Here is a 20,940-nt window from a genome sequence, read left to right as displayed (position 1 = left end):
GATTATCCTGCTATGAAAAAAAACATCTTTTTAGCATGAAAATGAACTTCAGCTGTTTAAGAGTACGGCATACGGGTTAATAAAGAAGAAAGCAGTCAATGCATGGACATGTTGACAGGGAAAAGATTACGGAAGGGAGGATGAATCCAGCATGAATATGACAGTACATAGTATTATGGCTTTCAATCATCAGTATTTCAGGCCTCAACCCGTGGCCAATTCCAAGCAGAAGAGAGCGGACGAGAAGATGGTCGTCTTCCGTGATGTACTGAAGGAGAAGATGAGATCGGGCAGCGGTCTCAAAAAGTGACATTCAGGCAACTCAACATAGCACTACATAGAAAAGCCGGACGAAGACCCTCTGAGGTCCTGTCGCCCGGCTTTTTAAACTTTTTATAAAGTGGAATCAATTTCTTAATACGGATTTCAATCCGAATAGGTACAATATCAAGTTATACCTAAACCATGTACAACTTGATATTGATGATTAGACGCTCACTTATGGATTTATGAAATTGATTCAGTGGTCAGCGTCTTATCGAATATTGGCAGCCTGCTGCAACCTGGCGGCAATCGCTTTGAAATCTTCTTCTGAGATGCCAGGCGCAAATTCTTCCGGCACTTCAGGTGCCTCAGCAATCGGATACCCCTTAGGTGAGCCTTCTATAACTTCAAGCGGTTGTCCATCTTCGGGATGAGTTCCCTTCCAGATCTGCTTGATCGCTGTGAAATCCCCGTCGCTGTTCGTATATAGCTTGGTATGAAGGCTTTTCTCCTCATACTTTCGTGTTTCGTTGAATGCCTTGTTGCTGAGGGAGGGGATCGGCACCAGCTTGCTGACATCCACACCGGTTGCTACCTCCAGTGCTTTGGCATAGGCCACGACATGCACCCCGCCGCGGACGAGCAAGTATCCGACAACTTCCCGTGCAGCAGGGTGATCGGTCATTTCATAGACCTTCATTTTGTGAGTACGTGCTCCGCACTCCAGGAAGAAGTTATGCAGCAGATCGAGAATCAGATTCCCGCTATTGAAGACATTTTCTCCACTCCAGGGTCGGCCCATGGAATCAATGGGAAGCGCGGACTGTGCGCCGGCTAATCCAAAGTAAGTATTGCGAATATCTTTCAACGGATTAAGCGGCGTTTGATCCGGTTCTTTATATTGCGTGGAGCCACGCAGACATTTATTAACCGCATGGGCAACCAGTTCGACATGGCCCAGTTCTTCTGCAGTGATGCTCGTAACCAAATCGTAGAAGGGTTTAAGCTTTTTTTTACTGCGGAAGTTGAAGGATTGGAACAGGTAGTTGTTCAAGGTCGACATTTCGCCGAATTTCCCGCCCATCAGTTCCTGAACCGCAGCAGCGGCATTGGGATCGGGGCGTTCTACTTCCGGAATCTCAATGGCAATCTCGTCAAAACGTTTGAACATAGGCTAGCACCTCATTATCGGTTGAATTTGCCAAAAGCGGCATTCATCGCTCTTAGTGTCTCCAACCGCGGGGAACTATACCCAGCTTCTCTCCGAATAAGCGCCTTGCACCACTGTTGCCCAATTCTTATTCCAGACGTAATTGCAGTCAGTCTCTAAGGTCTGACCTCAAAGAACTGGCAGTTCGAACGGGAATAATAGGTCAAGTCGCTGACCCGGGATTGAATGACTACATCGGAATCCGTGAAGCGGACAATGAAGCCGCCGGAATTCACCAGATGATCATCTTGGAAGACGCGCACAGGGTACTGCCGATCTACGGCTTCCTGCAGGTCAATATCCGTAAATAGAGGACGATTAATAGGCATGTTGAAACTCTCCTTTATTGATAAACATAAATATAATTTTATACCCTTTATAGAAGTAAAAATAGTATACCTGTCCTCTGGCCATAAATCCAATAGAACACCACCATCGGTTAATGATTTGAGCTTAGTGTGTTGGGTTGGCCGCGTAACGTCCCGGGCTAGAGTATGACATATGTCATACTGCCTACTTGATGTTTGTGTCTTAAAGGATGACATTGTCTTCTCTATACTTAGTAGCAGAAGAGTGTTTCCCCAGCGGGATACATCAAGGAGGAACGACGACCATGCGCAAAGATCAGTCAGCCCAGCTCGCCAGCCTAAAAAAAAGTGTAGCTCCTTATGAGAAAACGGATCGTACACGAAGTATAAAGCAGCTTATAAATACGCTGTTGCCGCTTGTAGTATTATGGTGCAGCGCCTACTTTAGCCTGTCCGTATCCTATTGGCTTACACTGTTGTTTGCAATTCCAGCCGCAGGCTTCGTGATTCGAACATTTATCATTTTTCATGACTGCTGCCATGGCTCGTTCTTCAAAAGCCGCCGGGCCAACGATATCGTGGGCACCATTACCGGCATTCTGACACTGGTTCCTTACCGGCAGTGGAAGCATAGCCATTCTATCCACCATGCAACCAGCAGCAATCTCGACAAAAGAGGGATTGGCGACATCTGGATCATGACCGTGAATGAATATACGGAGGCCTCTTCATGGAAGCGGCTGTATTACCGGATTTACCGTAACCCGATTGTTATGTTCGGCATTGGACCGATCGCTGTGTTCTTGCTCCAATACCGGTTTAACGCCAAGGGAGCCAAGCGCAAAGAGCGGATGAACACGTACCTCACTAATGTCTCGCTTGTTGTGCTGTACGGTGTGCTTATTTGGGCCATTGGCTGGCCGGCATTCCTGCTGGTGCAACTGCCTATCGTCTTTGTATCCGGCTTCCTCGGAATCTGGCTGTTCTATGTACAGCACCAGTTCGAAGACTCCTACTTCGAGAACGAAGACGAGTGGAGCTATGTGAAAGCTGCGGTAGAAGGAAGTTCTTACTACAAGCTGCCGAAACTGCTGCAATGGATTACCGGCAATATCGGCTTCCATCATGTACATCATTTAAGCCCGAAGGTGCCTAACTATAATCTGGAACAAGTGCATAACTCAACTCCACCATTGCAAAAGGCGACTACGATTACGATCGGCACCAGTCTCAAAGCCATTCATTTCCGTCTGTGGGATGAGGAGAATAAAGGCTTCGTGAGCTTCAAGGAGATGAAGGCCCGACTGCGTAATCCCAAGCGTGTCGCAGAAGTGTTAACTGTGCATAAACCGACTCTTCAGGGAGATTGAACACTATACCCAAGGAAGTACAGAGCCGAAGATCATTGTTCGGTGCTGTTCTTCCTTTTGTTTTCCCTTTGAAGCGATACTTGTCAAGTTTGTGCTAATATAAGGATGAACAACTTTGATCAAAAGGATGGCAGATATGCAGAAATGGTATTCTATTTTTCATAAAAGCACCGGACTCAGCCCTTATGTGTGGGTCGTCTTTTACATTCTTCCGTTCTATTTCATTTTCCGGTCTTCTTCCACCTATCAAGTGGTATCCGGCATCGTCATGATCATGCTGTTCTTTGTGTGCTATGTACTATCCTTTATTTCAAAAGGCTGGCTGGTGTACTTCTGGACAAGCGTGCAAATAGTGGTTTCAATTACGATGACGCTATTGTTTGGCTATGTGTATTTTGCGCTGTTTCTGGCGTTCTTTATCGGAAATATCCAGAACAGGGTCGGATTCTTCACGCTATATTCCATTCATCTGTTAACCACCATCGTGTCCATCAATTACGTGCTGCTCTCGCGCAATCCCGTATTTATCAGCCAATTGCCATTTGTGCTGGTTAGTATGATTGCGGTTGTGCTGCTGCCCGTTACCACCTATAACCGCAATAATCAGGACAAGCTGCAGGGCCAATTGGAGGACGCCAACAAACGTATCTCCGAACTGGTGAAGCTTGAGGAGCGGCAGCGGATTGCCCGTGATCTGCATGACACCTTGGGACAAAAGCTTTCCCTGATCGGGCTCAAGAGCGATCTCGCCAGCAAGCTGATTCACAAGAATCCTGCGCAGGCGGTTGTTGAAATAGGTGATGTGCGCCGAACGGCACGGAGTGCCCTGAAGGAAGTGCGGGAGATGGTGACAGAGATGCGGGGGATTCGGCTGGAGGAAGAGTTAATACGTATCCGGCAGTTTCTTCAGGCGGCAGAGATCGATTTTCTGCTGGAGGGTAATCCGAAGCTAACCAATACTTCCCTCATTACGGAAAATGTACTCAGCATGTGCATTAAAGAAGCGGTCACCAATGTGGTGAAGCACAGTAATGCCATGGCATGCTGGATTATGATCCAGCCCTCCCGGACAGATCTGACAATCACAGTGAAGGACAATGGAACGGGGATTTCGGGGGATAACATTTATTCTAAAGGACACGGCCTGCAGGGCATGAGAGAGCGGCTTGAATTTGTTAACGGTACGATGGATATTGTGAAGGGCGGAGGAACCACCCTTGTGATAAGAGTTCCCAATGCATTTAAACAACCGGTGAAGGAGGAGACGACATGATAAAAATAGTAATTGCCGAGGATCAACGTATGCTGCTCGGAGCGCTGGCTTCGCTGCTGGATCTGGAAGAGGATATGAAGGTGGTGGGGCGAGCGAGCAACGGTGAGGAAGCGGTGTCGCTGGTGCAGCTACATAAACCGGATATTTGTATCATGGACATTGAGATGCCAGCGATGAGCGGCCTGGAAGCAGCAGAAGCGCTGAAGAATTCCGGCTGCAAGACAATGATTCTGACCACCTTTGCCCGGGCAGGTTACTTTGAGCGCGCTGTGAAGGCTGGAGTCCATGCCTATCTGCTTAAGGATAGTCCAAGTGAAGAACTAGCCTCCTCCATTCGAAGTGTGATGGCCGGACGGCGGATGTATGCTCCTGAACTGATGGATCAGGCGTACGGTGGAGAGGTTAATCCCTTGACGGAACGGGAAAAGGAAGTGCTGGGTCTCATCGCTGATGGAAAGAACACCAAAGAAATCGCAAGTCAGCTGTTTATTACAACCGGTACGGTTCGAAATTATATTTCTGTCATTCTGGATAAGCTTGACGTGGGCAACCGGATCGAGGCGATTACCCGTTTTAAGGAAAAAGGCTGGTTCAAATGAAAGAACCGGCATTGCAACTGAGGATCGCTACTGACGCTAGCGAAGCCGTCCGGCCCAGAGAAACATTATATGTAGTCGGAGCACAGCTGCATTTGTCAACGCTGAAAACTCTCAATGAGTAGGAACTTCAAGCTTAACTTAATAATATAAGTAAGTTAAATATGAGGATACCTTCGTAGTATGGTGCTACGAGGGTGTCCTTTTTGCGTTCTGTGTTAGACCAACGCGCCCAATTCCTTCTTGTTGACATAGAGTATATCTTCATTCATCTTTGCACGGCTATCCTTCTCAAATAAGTCTATATACTCAGATTTCCTGAGGCAGATTAACCACCTTAGCTATAGGTCTTCCTGCTCGGATTGGAACATATAATTCTTTTTGATATGATAATATGCAAACATGTGATCTTATCTACTATCATATCTCATATCTGTTCGTAACAGGGAGGAATCATATTTTGCTTGAACTTACTTCGTCCTATGTGGATTCACTGGCCCCTAATGCGGCCGCTATCAAGAATGGGCAAGGGCTTGTGAAGAAGAAAAGCTTTGTGGAGCTGAACCGTTCGGAGAATGGTGAGCTACTGTTCGGCCAATGCTCGGGTAGCGGCAAGTCTAATTATGTCTGTTCGGTCGATTTTGTGGTTCCTGAGAAGCCGGTTGCCCGCTGCACTTGTCCCAGCCGTCAGTTTCCTTGCAAGCATGCCTTGGGACTGATGTATGCCTATTGTGAAGGTCTGGAGTTTCAGATTGCTCCCGTACCGGAGGATATTCTCTCCAAACGCGAAAAAGCGGAAAAACGGGAAGAGACAAAGGCGAAGCAGGCTGAGGAAGGTAGCGAACCGAAGCCTAAGAAGGTCAACAAATCTGCCCTGAAGAAAAAAATCACTGCTCAGCTAGAGGGGCTTGATGTGCTGGAGAAGCTGATCCTTTCGCTAATCCGCGGCGGACTTGCGACGATTGACAGCAAAACGGTCAAGACGATCAATGAGCATGTGAAGCAGATGGGCAATTATTATTTGCCCGGTGCACAGAATGAGCTGCGCCGCTTTGCGTTGCTGCTGTCCAGGGGTCAGGATCATGAGGAGAGCTATACATATGCGGTGGAGCAATTAACCAGGCTGCATGCATTCATCAAGAAGGGCCGGACCTATCTGACAGCCAAGCAGGAGGACCCTGAATTGGCCCGTGACCATGAATCCACCATCGAGGAATGGCTGGGGCATGCCTGGCAGCTCGCGGAGCTGAAGGAAGTTGGACTCGTGACAGAGGGAGCAGAGCTGCTTCAGCTTGCTTTTTATAGTTATGATGACGCAGCCCGGCAGGAATATGTGGATATTGGATACTGGCTGGAGCAGGCTACAGGAGACATCCACAAAACTGTGCAATACCGGCCCTATAAGGCCGCCAAGCATTTGCGGGAGGACGACAGCTTCTTTGAAGTGGCGCAGCTTCCTCTATTGTACCGTTATCCGGGTCAAATGAACGTCCGGGTCCGCTATGATGAAATGTTGCCGAGGGCCGTAACTGGTGCTGACCTGGCCGCTGTCTCGGCCAATGCGCAGCGTTCCTATGCGGAAGCATTGAAGAAAGCTAAGAACGAGCTGAAGAATCCGCTTGGAGAAAAGAACCCTGTCCTGCTGCTGCATGCCGCAAGGCTTGGCCAGACGGAGGGCGGGCAATACACGCTGACGGATGAATCCGGACAGCATCTGGTGTTGGAGAACATTCCGTCCTTGCCGCAGGGCACGACAGAACTGCTGCCGTACCTTGCGTCTGAATGGCATGAGGATATTGCCGTTCTTGTCATGCTCGAACATTTGTCTGACCAAGGGCGCCTCGTTGCCCAGCCGCTCACCGTTATCAACGATGCCGGGATAACCCGTCTTTTATACTAATTATCCAAAATTACAATAGGGGGTTATCCCATGAGTACCGCTTTATTGCAAGAGCTTAACCAGGAGCTTAGAAGATTGTATATTGCCGGGAGTGATCTGGCTGCGGGCGATTTCCGGCTTAAGCGTCTTTTGCCGCAGTTTCAGCAGCTTGGTGAACGGTCACCTGTGTTTAAAAGATTAGGGGAGGGTATCTCCTCTCTAGTAGAACAGGCGGAAGAACAAGGAGCAGCTTCAGCCGTGAAGCTCCAGGATCTGGCACTGCTGCTGGGTTCGATACTGTACACCCAGGGCTCTACAGCCCCCCTTGCCGAACCGGATAAGCTAGCGAGCCGCCCCATACTGCTAAAGACCAATCTCTCCTACCGCAAGCTGGCAGAGGTGCAGCAGGCATTGTCCACAACCGGCAGCGGGCGCTATGAGATTGTGAAGGATGCTTATGAACAAGGTGTTTTTCAGGATTTGCGGCTGCTTCCCGCCGCGATAGCTGCGCTCAGAGATCCTTATTCTGAGCTGGCTGAATTCGCGCGTGATGCTATCCTCCCAGCCTACGGCAAGCCTATAACAGCTTTTTTGCTGAAGGACTTTGATCCTTCCGGGGGGAAAAGCGAGTCCCGCAAGCTGCATGTAATTGAACGAGTTAGCGGGGCAGAACAGATGGACTTCATCTGTCAAGCGGCAGAGAATGGTTCGGATGAAGTGCGGACGACGGCTATCAGGCTGCTGGCTGGATATACCGGTTATGAAGCTGCATTGCTGAATTTCTCGATGGAGAAGAAAAAGCCGATCCGGGAAGCAGCCTTCAGGGCTCTTGCGGCGAGCGAAACGGTTCAGGCTGCCGACCGTCTGTACGAGGCATTCAGCGGCAAGGATATCGAACTGGCGGCGAGCGCTCTAAGTGAGTCTGAACGGCTGGACGCACGAATTGTGCGTGATTTTGCAGCTGATCTGGAGAAGACGCCAGAAATAAAGGGAGACAAGAAGCGGGAAGAAAGTCTGCGGACCCGGTTGAATCATTACCAGCTGGCCGTAGTGGGCAAATACAGTGAAGGTCTGACGGAAATCTACAGCAGCATTTTGCAACAGCATTCCCTGTATACTTCATTAGGCTGGATTGAGCTTGTCGATTGGGCAGCTAATTACATCAGTAGCTTGAATACTCCTGAGGGGCTTGCTTTGATTCAGGAAGTGGAGAAGAAGAACCACCGCTATCTTCCACATGCCTTCCAGCTTGCCTTCCGCCTCTGGTCTCCGGCAGTGTTGTATGAGCAGTATGCCGAGCCGCTGGCGAATCAGCCTGATGCAACACCTGACAAGGGGACCAAACAGCGCGAACAAAAGCTGCTGCAAGTTATCGAAGATATGGTGGTGCAACGAGCGTATCAAATGTATGACGCGGTGTGGAGACCATCCTCCAGCAGGTATTACTCCATCTCTTCCCTGGAGCCGGTCTCTCCAGAGGAAATCGCTGATTGCTGGGACCCGCGCTGGCTGCGCTGGTCGCTGGAGAAGAACAAACCGGAGCTTGTCAGTGCATTTGCCAGACCAGGGGAACCCTTGATACAGAAGTATTTGCTGCGCAAGCTGAACAATAATCCGGAGTTCCGCAATAAATACGCAAGTCTCCTGCTCATGGGACTGGAACGGGTCGGAGCTGAACTTGATGTGCGGCAAGAAGCGCTGATGGCTGCGTTGGAGGATAAGCGCAACAACAATTGCTATGTATTCGATATCTATGTGTTTAACCTGCTCTGCGGGCTGCCTTCGTCGTTCTTGTCACGTCTGGAGGCAGTGCTTCCAATGTACAGATATGAAGCAGGCGAGCAGCTGTCGTACGTGATAAGAACTTTAAGCCAAAGGGGAGAACAATAAATGACAGAGCAAGCTCAGCTTCAGGATTACATGCGCCTTCCAGCGGAGGTTCTATACCGCGAGGAGCTGGAGGCGTTGATCAAAGCGGATAAGGGGAAAATTCCTGCCGGCTGGCAGATGTCTCCACGTTCGGTATTGACATTCATCGTAGGCGGCAAGGCCGGTAAGACAGTTATTACACCCAAGTACATCGGCAATACCCGATTAATTGAAATGGCAATCGCTACACTGGTGACGGACCGGGCCCTGCTTCTGATCGGGGAGCCGGGTACGGCCAAATCGTGGCTTTCCGAGAATTTATCAGCGGCGATCTATGGCAATTCGGGTCTTGTCGTTCAAGGGACGGCGGGAACCAGCGAAGAGCATGTCCGCTATTCCTGGAACTATGCCATGCTGCTGGCGAACGGGCCGACGCCTGAGGCTTTGGTTAAAAGCCCGATTATGCGTGCGATGGAAGAGGGCGGGATTGCCCGCTTTGAAGAAATCTCCCGCTGCGCTTCAGAAGTGCAGGACGCGCTGATCTCGATTTTGTCCGAGAAGACGATCTCGGTTCCTGAACTGGGCAAAGAAACCGGGGCCCGTAAAGGCTTCTCCATCATCGCCACCGCCAATACACGGGACCGTGGGGTCAACGAAATGTCGGCGGCTCTTAAGCGGCGGTTCAACATTATTGTATTGCCCGCACCGTCGGACCTGGAAACCGAGCTGTCCATTGTCAAAAAACGGGTGGGCGAGATTGCGTCATCCTACGAATTGCAGGCTGCGGTGCCTGCCGATGAAGCTTTGTTGAAGGTGGTCACCATCTTCCGTGAGCTGCGCAGCGGCATGACACTCGACAAGAAAGAGAAGGTGAAGTCCCCGGCAGGTGTAATCTCGACAGCCGAGGCGATCTCCCTGCTCACGAACAGTATGGCGCTGGCCGCAAGCTTTGGCGGCGGCGAGCTGACAGACGAAGATCTCGCTGCCGGGCTTCAAGGGGCGATTGTCAAGGATGATGACAAGGATAAGCTGGTCTGGAAAGAATATCTGAATAATGTAATGAAGAAAAGAGGAGCCGAGTGGCGCGGCCTGTATCAAGCCTGTAAGGAGATGAACGAGTGAGACCAACTGCTGAAGCGGCTGTGCATATTTTTGGGGTGCGGCATCTGTCTCCGGGCGGTGCAAAGCATCTGCTGGATTACCTGGATGAGCTTCAGCCGACGGCGGTACTGATTGAAGGCCCGGCAGACGCCACGGCAGAAATTCGCCATTTGACGAATAAAGAAACCAAACCTCCGGTTGCTGTATTGGCATTCACCGCTGATTTGCCGGTACGGACTGCGCTATGGCCATTCGCCGTGTATTCACCCGAGCTGCAAGGCCTGCAATGGGCAGAGGCGAATGGAGCGATGGTATCTTTCATTGATCTGCCATCGTCAATCATTCTGGCGTTGCAGGACACTTCAAGACCTTCAGCAGGGCTGGAGCATGATACAGCGCCGGATTCCGGGAAGGCGGGAGAACCAGCTGCGCTGGAAGCCAATCCGGAAAAGGGGACAGAAGAGCAGAGAGAGTATGGAGATGCATCGCCTTCCCTCTACAGCCGGATTGCCAGCGTCGCGGGTGAGCATGATTACGACATGTACTGGGAACGGAATTATGAGCACAACGCCAGCCCAGGCGCTTACCGGGAAGCCATCCTCTCCTTTTCTGCTGAGATGCGGGATCTCTCAGAAGGACAGGAGCAGCGGGAACAGCCGGTAGAGCATGCCTACAACTATGTACGTGAGTCCTATATGAGACGGCAGATTAGAGACACCATTGCCGCTGGCCATGACCCGGAGCGGATCGTGGTTATCTGCGGGGCCTATCACGCAGCGGCATTGGCTGATGTGACGGATTACATGACTGATGAAGAACTGGCAATGTTGCCTTCACGCAGCACGAAGTTGACACTGATGCCTTATTCTTATTATAAATTGTCCACGATGTCCGGATATGGGGCGGGGAATCGGGCTCCCCATTATTACCAGATGATGTGGGAAGCGATGGTAGCCGGAGCGCCGGAGGATTTGCCTTATCTATATCTGTCTTCCGTTGCCCGGCTTGTACGCAGCGGGGGAACCCACCGTTCCACGGCTGAAGTTATAGAGGCGGTCCGGCTGGCGGAAGCGCTGGCCGCATTGCATAGCGGAAGCGCTCCGACGCTGCGTGATTTGCATGATGCTGCACAGACACTGCTTGGTCACGGAGATCTGTCTGTCATCGCGGAAGCACTCGCCAGAGTGGATGTCGGGACGGCTATCGGCAGCCTTGCCGAAGGGGTTAGCCAGACTCCGATTCAGGATGATCTGAACCGGTTGTTCAAGAGGCTGAAGCTGGAGAAGTACAAAACTACGGTAGCCTCCGATCTGTCGCTGGATCTGCGGGAAAACCGCCGGGTATCTTCCACGGAAGCGGCCTTTCTGGATCTGAACCGTTCGATCCTGTTCCACCGGCTGAGCCTGCTGGGCATTTCCTTCGCGAAAAGCCAGCCGAGCGGCCAGGAAGGGGCGACATGGGCCGAGAACTGGATCATCCAGTGGACTCCGGAGGTCGAAATTCAGGTCGTCGAATCCACGCTGCTGGGCGAGACGATAGAGATCGCCTGTGCCTATGTGCTCCGCGAGAAGCTGAACGAATGCCGTTCCATTGCAGAAGCTTCAGCGCTGATTAAGATTGCCTGTCAATGCGGCATGGCTTCACAGATTGAGGAGGGCCGGCAGGTGCTGCAGACTCTCGCTGTAGACAGCCGCGATGTGGTTGAGATCGCAGCGGCTGCGCGGGAGCTGTCGATCATTATCGGCTACGGAGATATCCGCAGAATCGACACTGTACCATTAGTGCCGCTGCTGGAGCAGCTGTTCCTGCGCGGCTGCCTCTTTCTGACCGATGCTGCGGGCTGTAACGATGAAGCAGCCACGGCAATGACCGCAGCGATGAATGAGCTGAACGCCATTGCTCTTGATCATGACGACACCGTCGATGGGGAGCTATGGCTTCAGGAGCTGCTGCATCTGTCGGAGCGGGACGACCGCAACCCGCGGTTGTCCGGCTTTGCCTGCGCCATTCTGATGGAACGCGGCGCGATTACCGCCGCAGAGTGCGCCGCCGAAGTCTCGCGAAGGCTCTCTCCAGGGATACCTGCCGATCTGGGCGCGGGCTGGTTCGAGGGCCTTTCCATGCGTAACCGCTACGGCTTGTTATCGCGCATGAGCTTATGGGAGCAGCTCAATGATTACATCAACTCGCTGCAGGATGATGAGTTTGTGCGGGCGCTTGTGTTTTTGCGCAGGGCGTTCAGTACCTTCTCACCAAGAGAGAAGACCATGATCGCCGAGCTGTTAGGTGAGCTGTGGGGTGTTAACTCGGAGCAGGCGGCAGAGATTCTGACGGGTGAATTGAAGGAGGAAGAGACGAAAATGCTGGACGATCTGAATGAGTTTGACTTCGAGGACTTTTGACCATGGAAGAGAACAGACAGGAACATACATTGAAAAGATGGCGGCTCATTCTCGGAGAGGGTGCAAATGACCAGCTATCCGGCTACTCGGAGTCGGGTAACGTTGCGCTGACTGCGGAAGAGCAAATCATGGATGCGGCATTAGCCGCGATATACGATGATACTGGAGCGGCCAGCAACGCTGGAGGTTCGGCAGCAGGCGGCAAAGGCAAAGGGGCTGGTACGGGGCATGGGGCTGTGCATCTGTCCAAATGGCTAGGAGATGTGCGGACCTTTTTCCCGGAGGATACCGTGTCGATTATTCAGCATGATGCCATGGAACGCAAGGGCTGGAAGCAGCTGCTGTTCGAGCCGGAAATGCTTGCCACCGTGAAGCCGGATATTCAACTGGTGGGCACATTACTGGCGCTGAAGGGCAAAATTCCCGAGAAGACGAAGGACACAGCCCGTCTGCTGGTAAAAGCGGTGGTGGATGATCTGGTGAAGCTGCTGGAGACGGACATCCGCCGCGCAGTCACCGGAGCGCTCAACAAGCGGCAGCATTCGCCGCTGCCTTCCCTCAGTGGCTTGGACTGGAAGCGGACGATTCAGCGCAACCTGAAGCACTATGACACAGAGAGACGGCAGCTTATTCCCGAGCGGTTCTATTATTTTGACCGTGCCCGCCGTAGTAAGGAGTGGACTGTAATTGTGGATATCGATCAAAGCGGTTCCATGGCGGATTCGATTATTTGGGCTTCGGTCATCGGTTCTATCTTTGCCAGTATTCCTGCGCTGCGTACAAGGGTCGTGGTTTTCGATACTGAAGTTGTCGATTTGACCGAGCAATGCGAGAATGATCCGGTGGATATGCTCTTCGGCATTCAGCTTGGCGGCGGTACGGATATTCATAAATCGGTGAAGTATTGTCAGCAATTTATTGAAGAGCCCCAGAAGACACTCTTTATTATTGTCTCGGACCTTTATGAAGGCGGCAATCAATCCGGACTAGTCCGTCGTATGCGCGAAATGCGGGAGTCCGGGGTGCGAACGATGTGCCTGCTGGCCTTGTCGGATCGAGGAAAGCCTTTCTATGACGAGCGTCTGGCGGGGCAATTGTCCCGTGACGGAACCCCGTGCTTCGCCTGCACGCCTGCACTTCTGCCGGGTCTGGTTGAGGGAGCGCTCAAAGGGCAGGATCTGGCGGAGCTGGCGAAGCGGCTGGGTGCTTTTCAAGGCTAATTATCGGGGAACATAGACAAGTCAGAATGTGTATATAGATAGTAGTGAACGACCGTCTTTCATTTCACATATTGTTAAACTTTCATATATCATTTATAATCGGCCTAATGAATGATAGGGAAGTAACTTAAAAGGAAGTGTATGATTTCATGACAACGAAGCTTAGAGCCGGCATTGTCGGCGGTACAGGAATGGTAGGCCAACGCTTTATCGCTTTACTAGAGAACCACCCTTGGTTTGAAGTGACTGCAATTGCTGCAAGCAGCAGATCTGCAGGCAAGAACTTTGAGGAATCCATTGCCGGCAGATGGAAGCTGGATACTCCACTTCCTGATAGCGTGAAGAATATTATGGTTCAGGATGCATCCCAGGTAGAAGAATTCGCCAAAGATGTGGACCTGATCTTCTGTGCAGTAGATATGAAGAAGGAAGAAATCAAGAAGCTGGAAGAAGACTATGCACGTACTGGAACGCCGGTCATCTCCAACAACTCCGCTCATCGCTGGACGGCGGACGTACCGATGGTGATCCCGGAGATCAACCCGGATCATATTAAGGTGATCGAGCAGCAGCGTAAGCGTCTTGGCACCACAACAGGCTTCATTGCCGTGAAGCCAAACTGTTCTATCCAGAGCTATGTGCCAGCACTGCATGCCTTGGCTGCATTTGAGCCAGAGAAGGTTGTCGTAAGCACATACCAAGCGATCTCCGGAGCAGGCAAGACATTTGCTGATTGGCCAGAGATGATCGACAACGTGATTCCTTACATTGGCGGCGAAGAAGAGAAGAGTGAGCAAGAGCCGCTGCGGATCTGGGGCGAGCTGACCGAAGAGGGTATCGTGAAAGCTTCCACGCCTGTAGTCACTTCCCAGTGTATTCGTGTGCCGGTGGCTGACGGCCATATGGCATCGGTATTCGTGTCCTTCAAGAAGACGCCTTCCAAGGAAGAGATCCTGGAGCTGTGGAAGAACTTTAAGGGCCGTCCGCAGGAGCTTGAGCTGCCAAGCGCGCCGAAGCAATTCATCACCTATTTCGAAGAAGAGAACCGTCCACAGACGAAGCTGGACCGGGATATCGAGAACGGCATGGGTGTTTCCACTGGACGTCTGCGCGAAGATTCGCTGCATGACTTCAAGTTCGTTGGTCTGTCCCACAACACGCTGCGCGGTGCAGCTGGCGGTGCGGTGCTGATCGCCGAACTGCTCAAAGCGGAAGGTTATATTCAGCCTAAAGCGTAATAAATAACACTATAATCACCCGTCTTCCTTCTGGATGGCGGGTGATTTGTGTTTTTTTTCGGATTTTTGGCGAAGGTAATGGTATGATAGTCAGGTGCACAACTGTGAAAAGTGCTAAAGAGATACTAATGGAGTGATCATATGGGTGCAAAGAGTAAGGGCGGCGGCACAGGTCGTGGAACAGGCAGCAAGGGGTGGACACGCTGGAATAAGACAGCAAAGCCAGTAAAGCCCAAGTTCTTGAAGGGCGGTGCCTCCGGTGCTCCTGACGCCAAAGGAGCCGCTGGTGCCAAGAGTGGTGCGGTAAAACCAGGCGCGAATAAGAGCGGAGGAAGCCGGTAAGACGGCTTCTGGCATTGCACATAGCAGGGAGAGCAGGTTTAGTATGAGAATCAATAAGTACATAAGCCTGTCTGGCGTCTATTCCAGAAGGGAGACCAACCGTTTGATTGCCGCTGGGCGGATCAGCATTAACGGTAGGGTCTGCGAAGAAGGTGCGGAAGTAGAGCCTGGCGATACAGTGCTTGTGGACGGTCAAGCCCTTCCGGAAGAGCGTTCTGAACCGGTGTATTTAGCCTTGAACAAGCCCGTCGGCATTACTTGCACGGCAGCTAGAGAGGTTCAGGGCAACATTATAGATTTCGTCAACTATCCCGCGCGGATTTTCGCAGTCGGCAGACTGGACAAGGCGTCGGAGGGACTTATTTTATTGACGAACAACGGGGATATCGTGAATAAAATGATGTCTTCGGAGTATGGGCATGAGAAGGAATATGTAGTGGATGTAGACCATCCAGTTACAGATGAATTTCTGCAAGCCATGGCGAGCGGCGTGGGTATTCTAGGGGTTATCACCAAGCCCTGCCGGATCTACCGGGAGAGTGAATGTAGATTTCGGATTATCCTTACCCAAGGGCTCAATCTCCAGATTCGCAGAATGTGCAAAGCGTTAGGGTACAGGGTATTGAAGCTGGAGCGCATTCGAATCATGAACATTACGCTGGACGGTCTGGAACGTGGGCAATGGCGCCACCTGGCAGATGAAGAGCTCCAGAACCTACTGACAAGGCTGGATGAAGCGGCAAAATAGTATGAAAAAAAGGTGGTGTCTCGCAGATTAGCGGACACCACCTTTTTTATTAGGTTTAGTGTGTGTTGACTCTACCCTTAGTCAATACACAGTTACGGCCTTGTATGCGCACGTTCTATAGCCTGTACAAACTCTATCGCCGCAGCAGTAGCGTCTGCGGCTCCGGCAATAGCGGAGATCACCGAAATGCCGTCCGCGCCGGCAGCAATGACCGGTGCGGTATTGGCTGCCGTAATCCCACCAATACCTACAAGCGGGATGTCTATGCCCTTCTCCCTGATCTCCGTGATGAGTCTGGTGCCTTGAACAGCCCGTGCGTCATCTTTGGAAGGGGTAGGGTAGACCGGGCCAATGCCAAGATAGTCTGCACCATCGGAGATAGCTTGCTGCACTTCCGCTAGATTGTGAGCGGAGACGCCGATGATTTTGCCAGACCCGAGACGCTGCCGGATCGATGCCGCCGGCTCATCCTCCTGGCCGATATGTACCCCGTCAGCATCGAGCTGAATAGCCAGTTCAATATCGTCATTGATGATAAAAGGAACGCCCTCGACCCGGCACAAAGTCTGGAGCGATCCTGCCAACTCGAAAAGGGCTTGCCCGTGGAGGGCGGAAGGACCCTTTTCTCGGAACTGAAACATCGTAGCGCCACCCTTGATCGCTGCCTTCAGCGTCTCTTCTGGTGACTTACGGCAATTAGCGGTACCCATAATAAAGTATAAGCTCAACTGCTCTCGCAGCTTGTGACTGTCCACAACACTCATCCCCGATCACCCCGCATTCTGTTCTGATAGGCAAAATGGTTCGTCGGCCCATGTCCCGCGCCAATGGCCAGCTCATCTTCAATAGCCGCCTGAATAAAGGCTCTGGCCGTATGAATAGCTTCCTGTACAGACTGTCCTTTGGCGAGCTCCGCAGCTAATGCTGCAGAGTACGTGCAGCCCGTTCCATGCGTATGAGGGGTGTTCACGCGTTTATTTTCCATATAAAAGAACGAATGTCCATCGTAGAGCAGATCAATTACTTGCTCTGTCGACTCGTCATGCCCGCCCTTTAGAATCACATAGCGTGAGCCCATGCCAGCAATAATACTTGCGGCTTGCTCGCGGTCCTGCAAGCTGGTGATACTGTGGCCCGTGATTAGCTCTGCTTCCGGGATATTGGGCGTCGTTACGAACGCCAAGGGCAGCAGCCTTGTGATCAGGGCGGCAACTGCTTCCTGCTGAAGCAACGGCGAGCCGCCTTTGGCGACCATCACCGGATCAACGACAAGTCGGTTCCAGCCATACTTTTCCACCTTGTCGGCGACAATACCGATGATTTCGCTGCTGAACAGCATACCGGTCTTAACGGCTCCTGGCTGCAAATCCTCTCCAATGGAATCCAGTTGTCTTGTTACTGCCTCCAGTTCAAGGGGATACACGCCTTGCACACCGAGTGTGTTCTGAGCGGTTATTGCCGTCAGTGCGGACATTCCGTATACGCCCAGCTCCTGAAAGGTTTTCAGATCGGCTTGAATCCCTGCACCGCCACCGCTGTCTGAACCGGCTATCGTCAGAGCTTGATAGACGCTCATATAAATTCTCCTTCCGCAAAAACCTTGCTTGATGTATTTGAAGCTTTAGTTCCAGAATTATACTTTTTTAATCAGCGATCTCTTTTGATAAATTTCTGATGTAACCAGCGAAAGCTGGTTCAGGAATTCGATTTGAAAGCTGCCCGGACCCTGTCCACGCGTCCGCTCCTCGGCGATTTCCGCGGCTACGCCATAGAAAGAAATCGCTTCGGCTACAGCCTCCAGCGGTGAATCTGCGCCGACAGCCAGGAAAGCTCCGGTTACGGCACTGAGCAGGCATCCGGTCCCAGTGACCTTGGTCAGAATGGGGTGACCGTTGGCAGCAATGTAAGTCGTTACGCCATCAGTAATAATGTCCTCTTTGCCGGTGACGATCACGATGCAGCCCAGCTTACGCGCAGCTTTTTGTGCCAGCCCTACCGCATCACCGTCACCTGCGCCAGCATCCACGCCCTTAATGGCCCACTGCTCCCCGGCGACATTAGCCACCTCGGCGACATTGCCGCGCAGCGCCGTCAGGGAGATTGCACCGACTAGCTTCTGGACGATCTCCGTCCGGTAAGACGTAGCCCCGGCGCCGACCGGGTCAAGCACTACAGGCGTACCATGGACATTGGCGGACTGTCCTGCCAGAATCATCGACCGGATAACCTGTTCGTTCAGCGTGCCGATATTCAGTACAACAGAGGCGGCCATTTGGGCCACATCGGCAACTTCTTCTTGGGAGTCCGCCATGAACGGGGATGCGCCGAGAGCCAACAGTCCATTGGCCGTGAAATTGGTTACGACAATATTAGTGATATTGTGAATCAGCGGATTCTGCTCCCTTACCTTGGACAAATAAGTCATTGGATTGCCTCCCGGGAATATTGGATTTGTAACGCGGTACTAAATAATCTACCTATTGTTCATCTGGCCTTACAGATTGATAAATGCTTCTTCCGGCGCTGTTTCAGCTGTCAGCAGACCGTTTTCCTTTAACCATTGTTGTACCTTGTTCCACGAAGCCGGATCCTGATAACCAAACGGTTCTTTTCCCGCATCCATTAGTGGAAGCAGAACTTCCAGACTTTTTTTCTCGATATCTTTGTCAAGCGGGGAGCTCTGATCTTCATGCTTGAACAGAAGGGCCAGCGCTTCCTCCGGATGTTCCTCGACGAACTTTTGACCTTTGGCGGCAGCGGTCAGGAATTTTTTGAAATAAGCCTGAGAATTCTGCATTCCTTGTTGGCTGGCTACCAGTACAAGCTCATAATAATCTGGAACTCCATAATCCGTTGGGTTAAGGGAGGTCACTGGATGTCCCTCTTTTTCCAGAATCAGCTGCTCATGATTGATAAAACCTCCAATGATGGCATCAGTCTGCCCTGTGGAGAGGGCCGGAACGAGGTTGAAGCCAATATCCACGAGCTTTAAGGATTCTGGATCACCGCCGCTGCTACGGACCATCGTTTTCACCATGGCTTCATAGAGCGGGATGGAGGAATAGCCTACGGTTTTGCCAGCCAGGTCAGCAGGCGTCTTCACAGCGGAATCGGCTGGAACCATCAGATGGTTCAAGGGATGTCTAACAATCGCCGCAATGGAGAGGACAGGGATCTGTTCCCCGCGTGCCATCAGCACCTGTGGCTGGTAACTCAGCGCGAGATCAATCTTGTTGGCAGCTACGAGCTTCAACGCATCATTGCTGTCAGCAGGCATTTGAATGTCCACATCAAGCCCCTCTTCGGCAAAATACCCGTTCTCCTGAGCGGCGTAAAGGAAGGAATGAACTGCATTCGGATACCAGTCCAGCATCAACGTAAGCTTATGCGGCTTGCCGGACGCTTCTCCGGTTTGGCTTCCTGAGCTTCCAGACTTTGCTGCTTCGCCGCAACCACTCGCAAGCAACACTGTCATTGCAAGCAACAGCAGCGGAACAATTTTTTTGAATCTGTGATGTCTTGTAATCATTTGTGAAATCCTCTTTTCTTGAAAATAATCTTTTCGATCATAGCGATAATCAGAAATAAGCCAACGCCCATCGCGGACAGCAGGACCACTGCGGCAAACATTTCTTTGCTTTGCAAATTCCCTGCCATCCTGCGGCTAAAATATCCAAGTCCCTTGCTGCCGCCTAGCCATTCGCCAATCGTTGCCCCGATCACGCAGTAGACCATCGACAGCTTGAGGCCGGAGAAGTAAGAGGGCAGAGCCAGCGGAATCCGTGTCTTGAGCAGGATTTGGCGGGTGCTGGCGCCCATGGTGCGGAGCAGGTCCTCATAAGCGTGATTCTTCTGCTGTAGCCCATCATAAGCGCCAACCACGACTGGGAAAAAGGCAGTCAGGAATACCACAGCCACCTTGCTCCACAGCGTGTATCCGAACCACATAATAAAGACAGGAGAAAGCGCGATGAGCGGAATAGTCTGGCTGATGATAATAAAGGGATAAAGTGCCTTTTCCAGCGGACGCCACGCGTGCATGCCAAGTCCCAGCAAGGTGCCACAGGTAACGGACAAGGCGTAACCAAGCAGTACCTCTTGCAACGTAGCGGGCAAATGCAGCCCGAACAATATTTTACTGTTTTCAACCAGAGCGGTTCCTATCGACAGAGGCCCTGGGAGAATGAAAGGTGGAAGGACTCCTATCCGCGCCAGCATCTCCCATAGACCGAGAATAAACAGCAGCAGAACAAGGAAAGGTGCGTAATTCTGCAAGTTTTTTCTAAACAGCCGGGTTATCATACAATTTGCGCTCCAGTTCAGCCCGCAGCTCTATAAACCGCGGTTCATAATTCATTTTGCTATGCCGGGGCCTAGGGAGATCCACGAGTATTTCCTCTACACTTCCTCCAGCGCGTCCAGGTAAGAGATAGATGCGGTCACTAAGCAGCACAGCCTCCTCCAGATCATGCGTAATGAAGAGAATTGTCTTGTCCAGCTCATCCAAAATCTCCAGCAACCAGCTATGCATTTCCCGTTTGGTCATGTGATCGAGTGCCCCAAAAGGTTCGTCTAGCAGCAACAGGTCGCCCCCCGTAATGAGCGTTCGGAGAAAAGCTACCCGCTGCCGCATTCCGCCTGATAGTTCATCGGGGAACGAGTTTTCAATACCGGCCAGACCTAAACGCTCCAGCAATTCAATTACCTGACTAGTAACCTCGGCTTTGCTACGGCTCCGCTTGATTTCCCAAGGAAGCAGGCAATTCTCCAGAACCGTCCTCCAGGGTAGCAGCAGATCCTGCTGAGGCATATAAGCGACCTGGCCCAACCGCTTGGCGGTTGCGGAAATTCCGTGAAGACGCAGATCCCCGCTGCTCGGCTCCAGCAATCCGGCGATAATTTTGAAAAGCGTGCTTTTTCCGCATCCGCTGGTTCCAACAACAGAAACGAACTCACCTTGGTGAACCGCTAAGGATATATCTGACAGCACCGGTGCATCTGCGGATTTGGCATAGGCGTAGGATAAATTGTGTACAGAGATGATTTCCGTAATCCGCGTAACCTCCTTAGCACGATAAAAAGACCCCTTCATCTCCCGGCGGAAATAAAGGGGCCTAAAA

General features: G+C 51.6%; 20 protein-coding genes. 12 read left to right on the top strand and 8 right to left on the bottom strand.

Going from position 1 to position 20,940, the window contains the following annotated elements:
* The first annotated feature begins 151 nt into the window (after positions 1-151).
* Complete coding sequence (locus ACFRAM_RS12805) at positions 152-310, top strand: hypothetical protein (protein ID WP_175406419.1); 159 nt, start codon at positions 152-154, stop codon at positions 308-310.
* 225 nt (positions 311-535) lie between these two features.
* On the opposite strand, the gene ACFRAM_RS12800 is transcribed toward ACFRAM_RS12805, so the two are convergent.
* Both ACFRAM_RS12800 and ACFRAM_RS12795 read right to left on the bottom strand, forming a co-directional pair.
* Positions 536-1,435 carry a manganese catalase family protein gene (locus ACFRAM_RS12800; protein ID WP_379466182.1) on the bottom strand — a complete coding sequence of 300 codons (900 nt, stop codon included), beginning with the start codon at positions 1,433-1,435 and terminating at the stop codon, positions 536-538.
* Between the two features lie 155 nt (positions 1,436-1,590).
* On the bottom strand, positions 1,591-1,803 hold the full coding sequence (locus tag ACFRAM_RS12795; protein WP_066370491.1) for a hypothetical protein: 213 nt from the start codon (positions 1,801-1,803) through the stop codon (positions 1,591-1,593).
* Between the two features lie 284 nt (positions 1,804-2,087).
* On the opposite strand from ACFRAM_RS12795, the gene desA reads away from it, so the two are divergent.
* From desA to ACFRAM_RS12740, 11 genes are all read left to right on the top strand, one after another.
* Complete coding sequence (gene desA, locus ACFRAM_RS12790) at positions 2,088-3,152, top strand: Delta(5) desaturase DesA (RefSeq protein ID WP_066370487.1); 1,065 nt, start codon at positions 2,088-2,090, stop codon at positions 3,150-3,152.
* A 136-nt stretch (positions 3,153-3,288) separates the two neighbouring features.
* Positions 3,289-4,425 (top strand): sensor histidine kinase, encoded by a 1,137-nt coding sequence (locus ACFRAM_RS12785; protein WP_175374832.1) that lies wholly within the window; start codon positions 3,289-3,291, stop codon positions 4,423-4,425.
* Entirely contained in the window at positions 4,422-5,024 is a 603-nt protein-coding gene (locus ACFRAM_RS12780) for a response regulator transcription factor (protein ID WP_175374606.1), read from the top strand. The genes ACFRAM_RS12785 and ACFRAM_RS12780 overlap by 4 nt, the downstream gene beginning before the upstream one ends.
* Positions 5,025-5,481: 457 nt before the next feature.
* Positions 5,482-6,921: an SWIM zinc finger family protein gene (locus ACFRAM_RS12775; protein WP_379466181.1), complete on the top strand. Its 1,440-nt coding sequence runs from the start codon at positions 5,482-5,484 to the stop codon at positions 6,919-6,921.
* 30 nt (positions 6,922-6,951) lie between these two features.
* On the top strand, positions 6,952-8,790 hold the full coding sequence (locus ACFRAM_RS12770; protein WP_379466180.1) for a HEAT repeat domain-containing protein: 1,839 nt from the start codon (positions 6,952-6,954) through the stop codon (positions 8,788-8,790).
* Complete coding sequence (locus ACFRAM_RS12765; RefSeq protein ID WP_379466179.1) at positions 8,791-9,891, top strand: ATP-binding protein; 1,101 nt, start codon at positions 8,791-8,793, stop codon at positions 9,889-9,891. It abuts the gene before it with no gap.
* Positions 9,888-12,272, top strand: coding sequence for a DUF5682 family protein (locus ACFRAM_RS12760; protein ID WP_379466178.1), 2,385 nt, complete (start codon positions 9,888-9,890; stop codon positions 12,270-12,272). Before ACFRAM_RS12765 ends, ACFRAM_RS12760 begins: the two co-directional genes overlap by 4 nt.
* Before the next feature lie 2 nt (positions 12,273-12,274).
* Positions 12,275-13,492, top strand: coding sequence for a VWA domain-containing protein (locus tag ACFRAM_RS12755; protein WP_379466177.1), 1,218 nt, complete (start codon positions 12,275-12,277; stop codon positions 13,490-13,492).
* Positions 13,493-13,641: 149 nt separating this feature from the next.
* The gene (asd, locus tag ACFRAM_RS12750) at positions 13,642-14,730 is read left to right on the top strand and encodes an aspartate-semialdehyde dehydrogenase (protein ID WP_379466176.1); all 1,089 of its coding nucleotides are present in this window, start codon (positions 13,642-13,644) and stop codon (positions 14,728-14,730) included.
* 141 nt (positions 14,731-14,871) lie between these two features.
* Positions 14,872-15,072, top strand: coding sequence for a DUF3934 domain-containing protein (locus ACFRAM_RS12745; protein ID WP_379466175.1), 201 nt, complete (start codon positions 14,872-14,874; stop codon positions 15,070-15,072).
* A gap of 43 nt (positions 15,073-15,115) precedes the next feature.
* Positions 15,116-15,820, top strand: coding sequence for a pseudouridine synthase (locus tag ACFRAM_RS12740; RefSeq protein WP_379466174.1), 705 nt, complete (start codon positions 15,116-15,118; stop codon positions 15,818-15,820).
* 92 nt (positions 15,821-15,912) lie between these two features.
* On the opposite strand, the gene thiE is transcribed toward ACFRAM_RS12740, so the two are convergent.
* From thiE to ACFRAM_RS12710, 6 genes are all read right to left on the bottom strand, one after another.
* Complete coding sequence (gene thiE / locus ACFRAM_RS12735) at positions 15,913-16,584, bottom strand: thiamine phosphate synthase (RefSeq protein ID WP_379466173.1); 672 nt, start codon at positions 16,582-16,584, stop codon at positions 15,913-15,915.
* The gene (gene thiD / locus ACFRAM_RS12730) at positions 16,581-17,396 is read right to left on the bottom strand and encodes a bifunctional hydroxymethylpyrimidine kinase/phosphomethylpyrimidine kinase (protein WP_379466172.1); all 816 of its coding nucleotides are present in this window, start codon (positions 17,394-17,396) and stop codon (positions 16,581-16,583) included. Before thiD ends, thiE begins: the two co-directional genes overlap by 4 nt.
* A gap of 57 nt (positions 17,397-17,453) precedes the next feature.
* A complete protein-coding gene (gene thiM, locus ACFRAM_RS12725; protein WP_379466171.1) occupies positions 17,454-18,245 on the bottom strand; it encodes a hydroxyethylthiazole kinase in 792 nt (263 codons plus the stop codon).
* A gap of 69 nt (positions 18,246-18,314) precedes the next feature.
* Complete coding sequence (locus ACFRAM_RS12720; RefSeq protein ID WP_379466170.1) at positions 18,315-19,349, bottom strand: ABC transporter substrate-binding protein; 1,035 nt, start codon at positions 19,347-19,349, stop codon at positions 18,315-18,317.
* The gene (locus ACFRAM_RS12715) at positions 19,346-20,122 is read right to left on the bottom strand and encodes an ABC transporter permease (protein WP_379466169.1); all 777 of its coding nucleotides are present in this window, start codon (positions 20,120-20,122) and stop codon (positions 19,346-19,348) included. Before ACFRAM_RS12715 ends, ACFRAM_RS12720 begins: the two co-directional genes overlap by 4 nt.
* On the bottom strand, positions 20,103-20,912 hold the full coding sequence (locus ACFRAM_RS12710) for an ABC transporter ATP-binding protein (RefSeq protein ID WP_379466168.1): 810 nt from the start codon (positions 20,910-20,912) through the stop codon (positions 20,103-20,105). Before ACFRAM_RS12710 ends, ACFRAM_RS12715 begins: the two co-directional genes overlap by 20 nt.
* Between the last annotated feature and the right edge of the window lie 28 nt (positions 20,913-20,940).

Source organism: Paenibacillus sp. NPDC056722 (assembly GCF_042790635.1).
Classification (GTDB): Bacteria; Bacillota; Bacilli; order Paenibacillales; family Paenibacillaceae; genus Paenibacillus_AQ; species Paenibacillus_AQ agri.
Note: the sequence above shows the minus strand (reverse complement) of the source record. Positions and strands in the feature narration are given on the sequence as shown.

Coding starts and splice junctions, on each gene's coding strand:
- ACFRAM_RS12765 (WP_379466179.1), top strand. CDS start 8,791: ATGACAGAGCAAGCTCAGCTTCAGGATTACATGCGCCTTCCAGCGGAG.
- ACFRAM_RS12795 (WP_066370491.1), bottom strand. CDS start 1,803: ATGCCTATTAATCGTCCTCTATTTACGGATATTGACCTGCAGGAAGCC.
- ACFRAM_RS12800 (WP_379466182.1), bottom strand. CDS start 1,435: ATGTTCAAACGTTTTGACGAGATTGCCATTGAGATTCCGGAAGTAGAA.
- ACFRAM_RS12745 (WP_379466175.1), top strand. CDS start 14,872: ATGGGTGCAAAGAGTAAGGGCGGCGGCACAGGTCGTGGAACAGGCAGC.
- ACFRAM_RS12780 (WP_175374606.1), top strand. CDS start 4,422: ATGATAAAAATAGTAATTGCCGAGGATCAACGTATGCTGCTCGGAGCG.
- ACFRAM_RS12785 (WP_175374832.1), top strand. CDS start 3,289: ATGCAGAAATGGTATTCTATTTTTCATAAAAGCACCGGACTCAGCCCT.
- ACFRAM_RS12755 (WP_379466177.1), top strand. CDS start 12,275: ATGGAAGAGAACAGACAGGAACATACATTGAAAAGATGGCGGCTCATT.
- ACFRAM_RS12770 (WP_379466180.1), top strand. CDS start 6,952: ATGAGTACCGCTTTATTGCAAGAGCTTAACCAGGAGCTTAGAAGATTG.
- ACFRAM_RS12740 (WP_379466174.1), top strand. CDS start 15,116: ATGAGAATCAATAAGTACATAAGCCTGTCTGGCGTCTATTCCAGAAGG.
- ACFRAM_RS12720 (WP_379466170.1), bottom strand. CDS start 19,349: ATGATTACAAGACATCACAGATTCAAAAAAATTGTTCCGCTGCTGTTG.
- ACFRAM_RS12710 (WP_379466168.1), bottom strand. CDS start 20,912: ATGAAGGGGTCTTTTTATCGTGCTAAGGAGGTTACGCGGATTACGGAA.
- ACFRAM_RS12715 (WP_379466169.1), bottom strand. CDS start 20,122: ATGATAACCCGGCTGTTTAGAAAAAACTTGCAGAATTACGCACCTTTC.
- ACFRAM_RS12805 (WP_175406419.1), top strand. CDS start 152: ATGAATATGACAGTACATAGTATTATGGCTTTCAATCATCAGTATTTC.
- thiE (WP_379466173.1), bottom strand. CDS start 16,584: ATGAGTGTTGTGGACAGTCACAAGCTGCGAGAGCAGTTGAGCTTATAC.
- thiD (WP_379466172.1), bottom strand. CDS start 17,396: ATGAGCGTCTATCAAGCTCTGACGATAGCCGGTTCAGACAGCGGTGGC.
- thiM (WP_379466171.1), bottom strand. CDS start 18,245: ATGACTTATTTGTCCAAGGTAAGGGAGCAGAATCCGCTGATTCACAAT.
- asd (WP_379466176.1), top strand. CDS start 13,642: ATGACAACGAAGCTTAGAGCCGGCATTGTCGGCGGTACAGGAATGGTA.
- desA (WP_066370487.1), top strand. CDS start 2,088: ATGCGCAAAGATCAGTCAGCCCAGCTCGCCAGCCTAAAAAAAAGTGTA.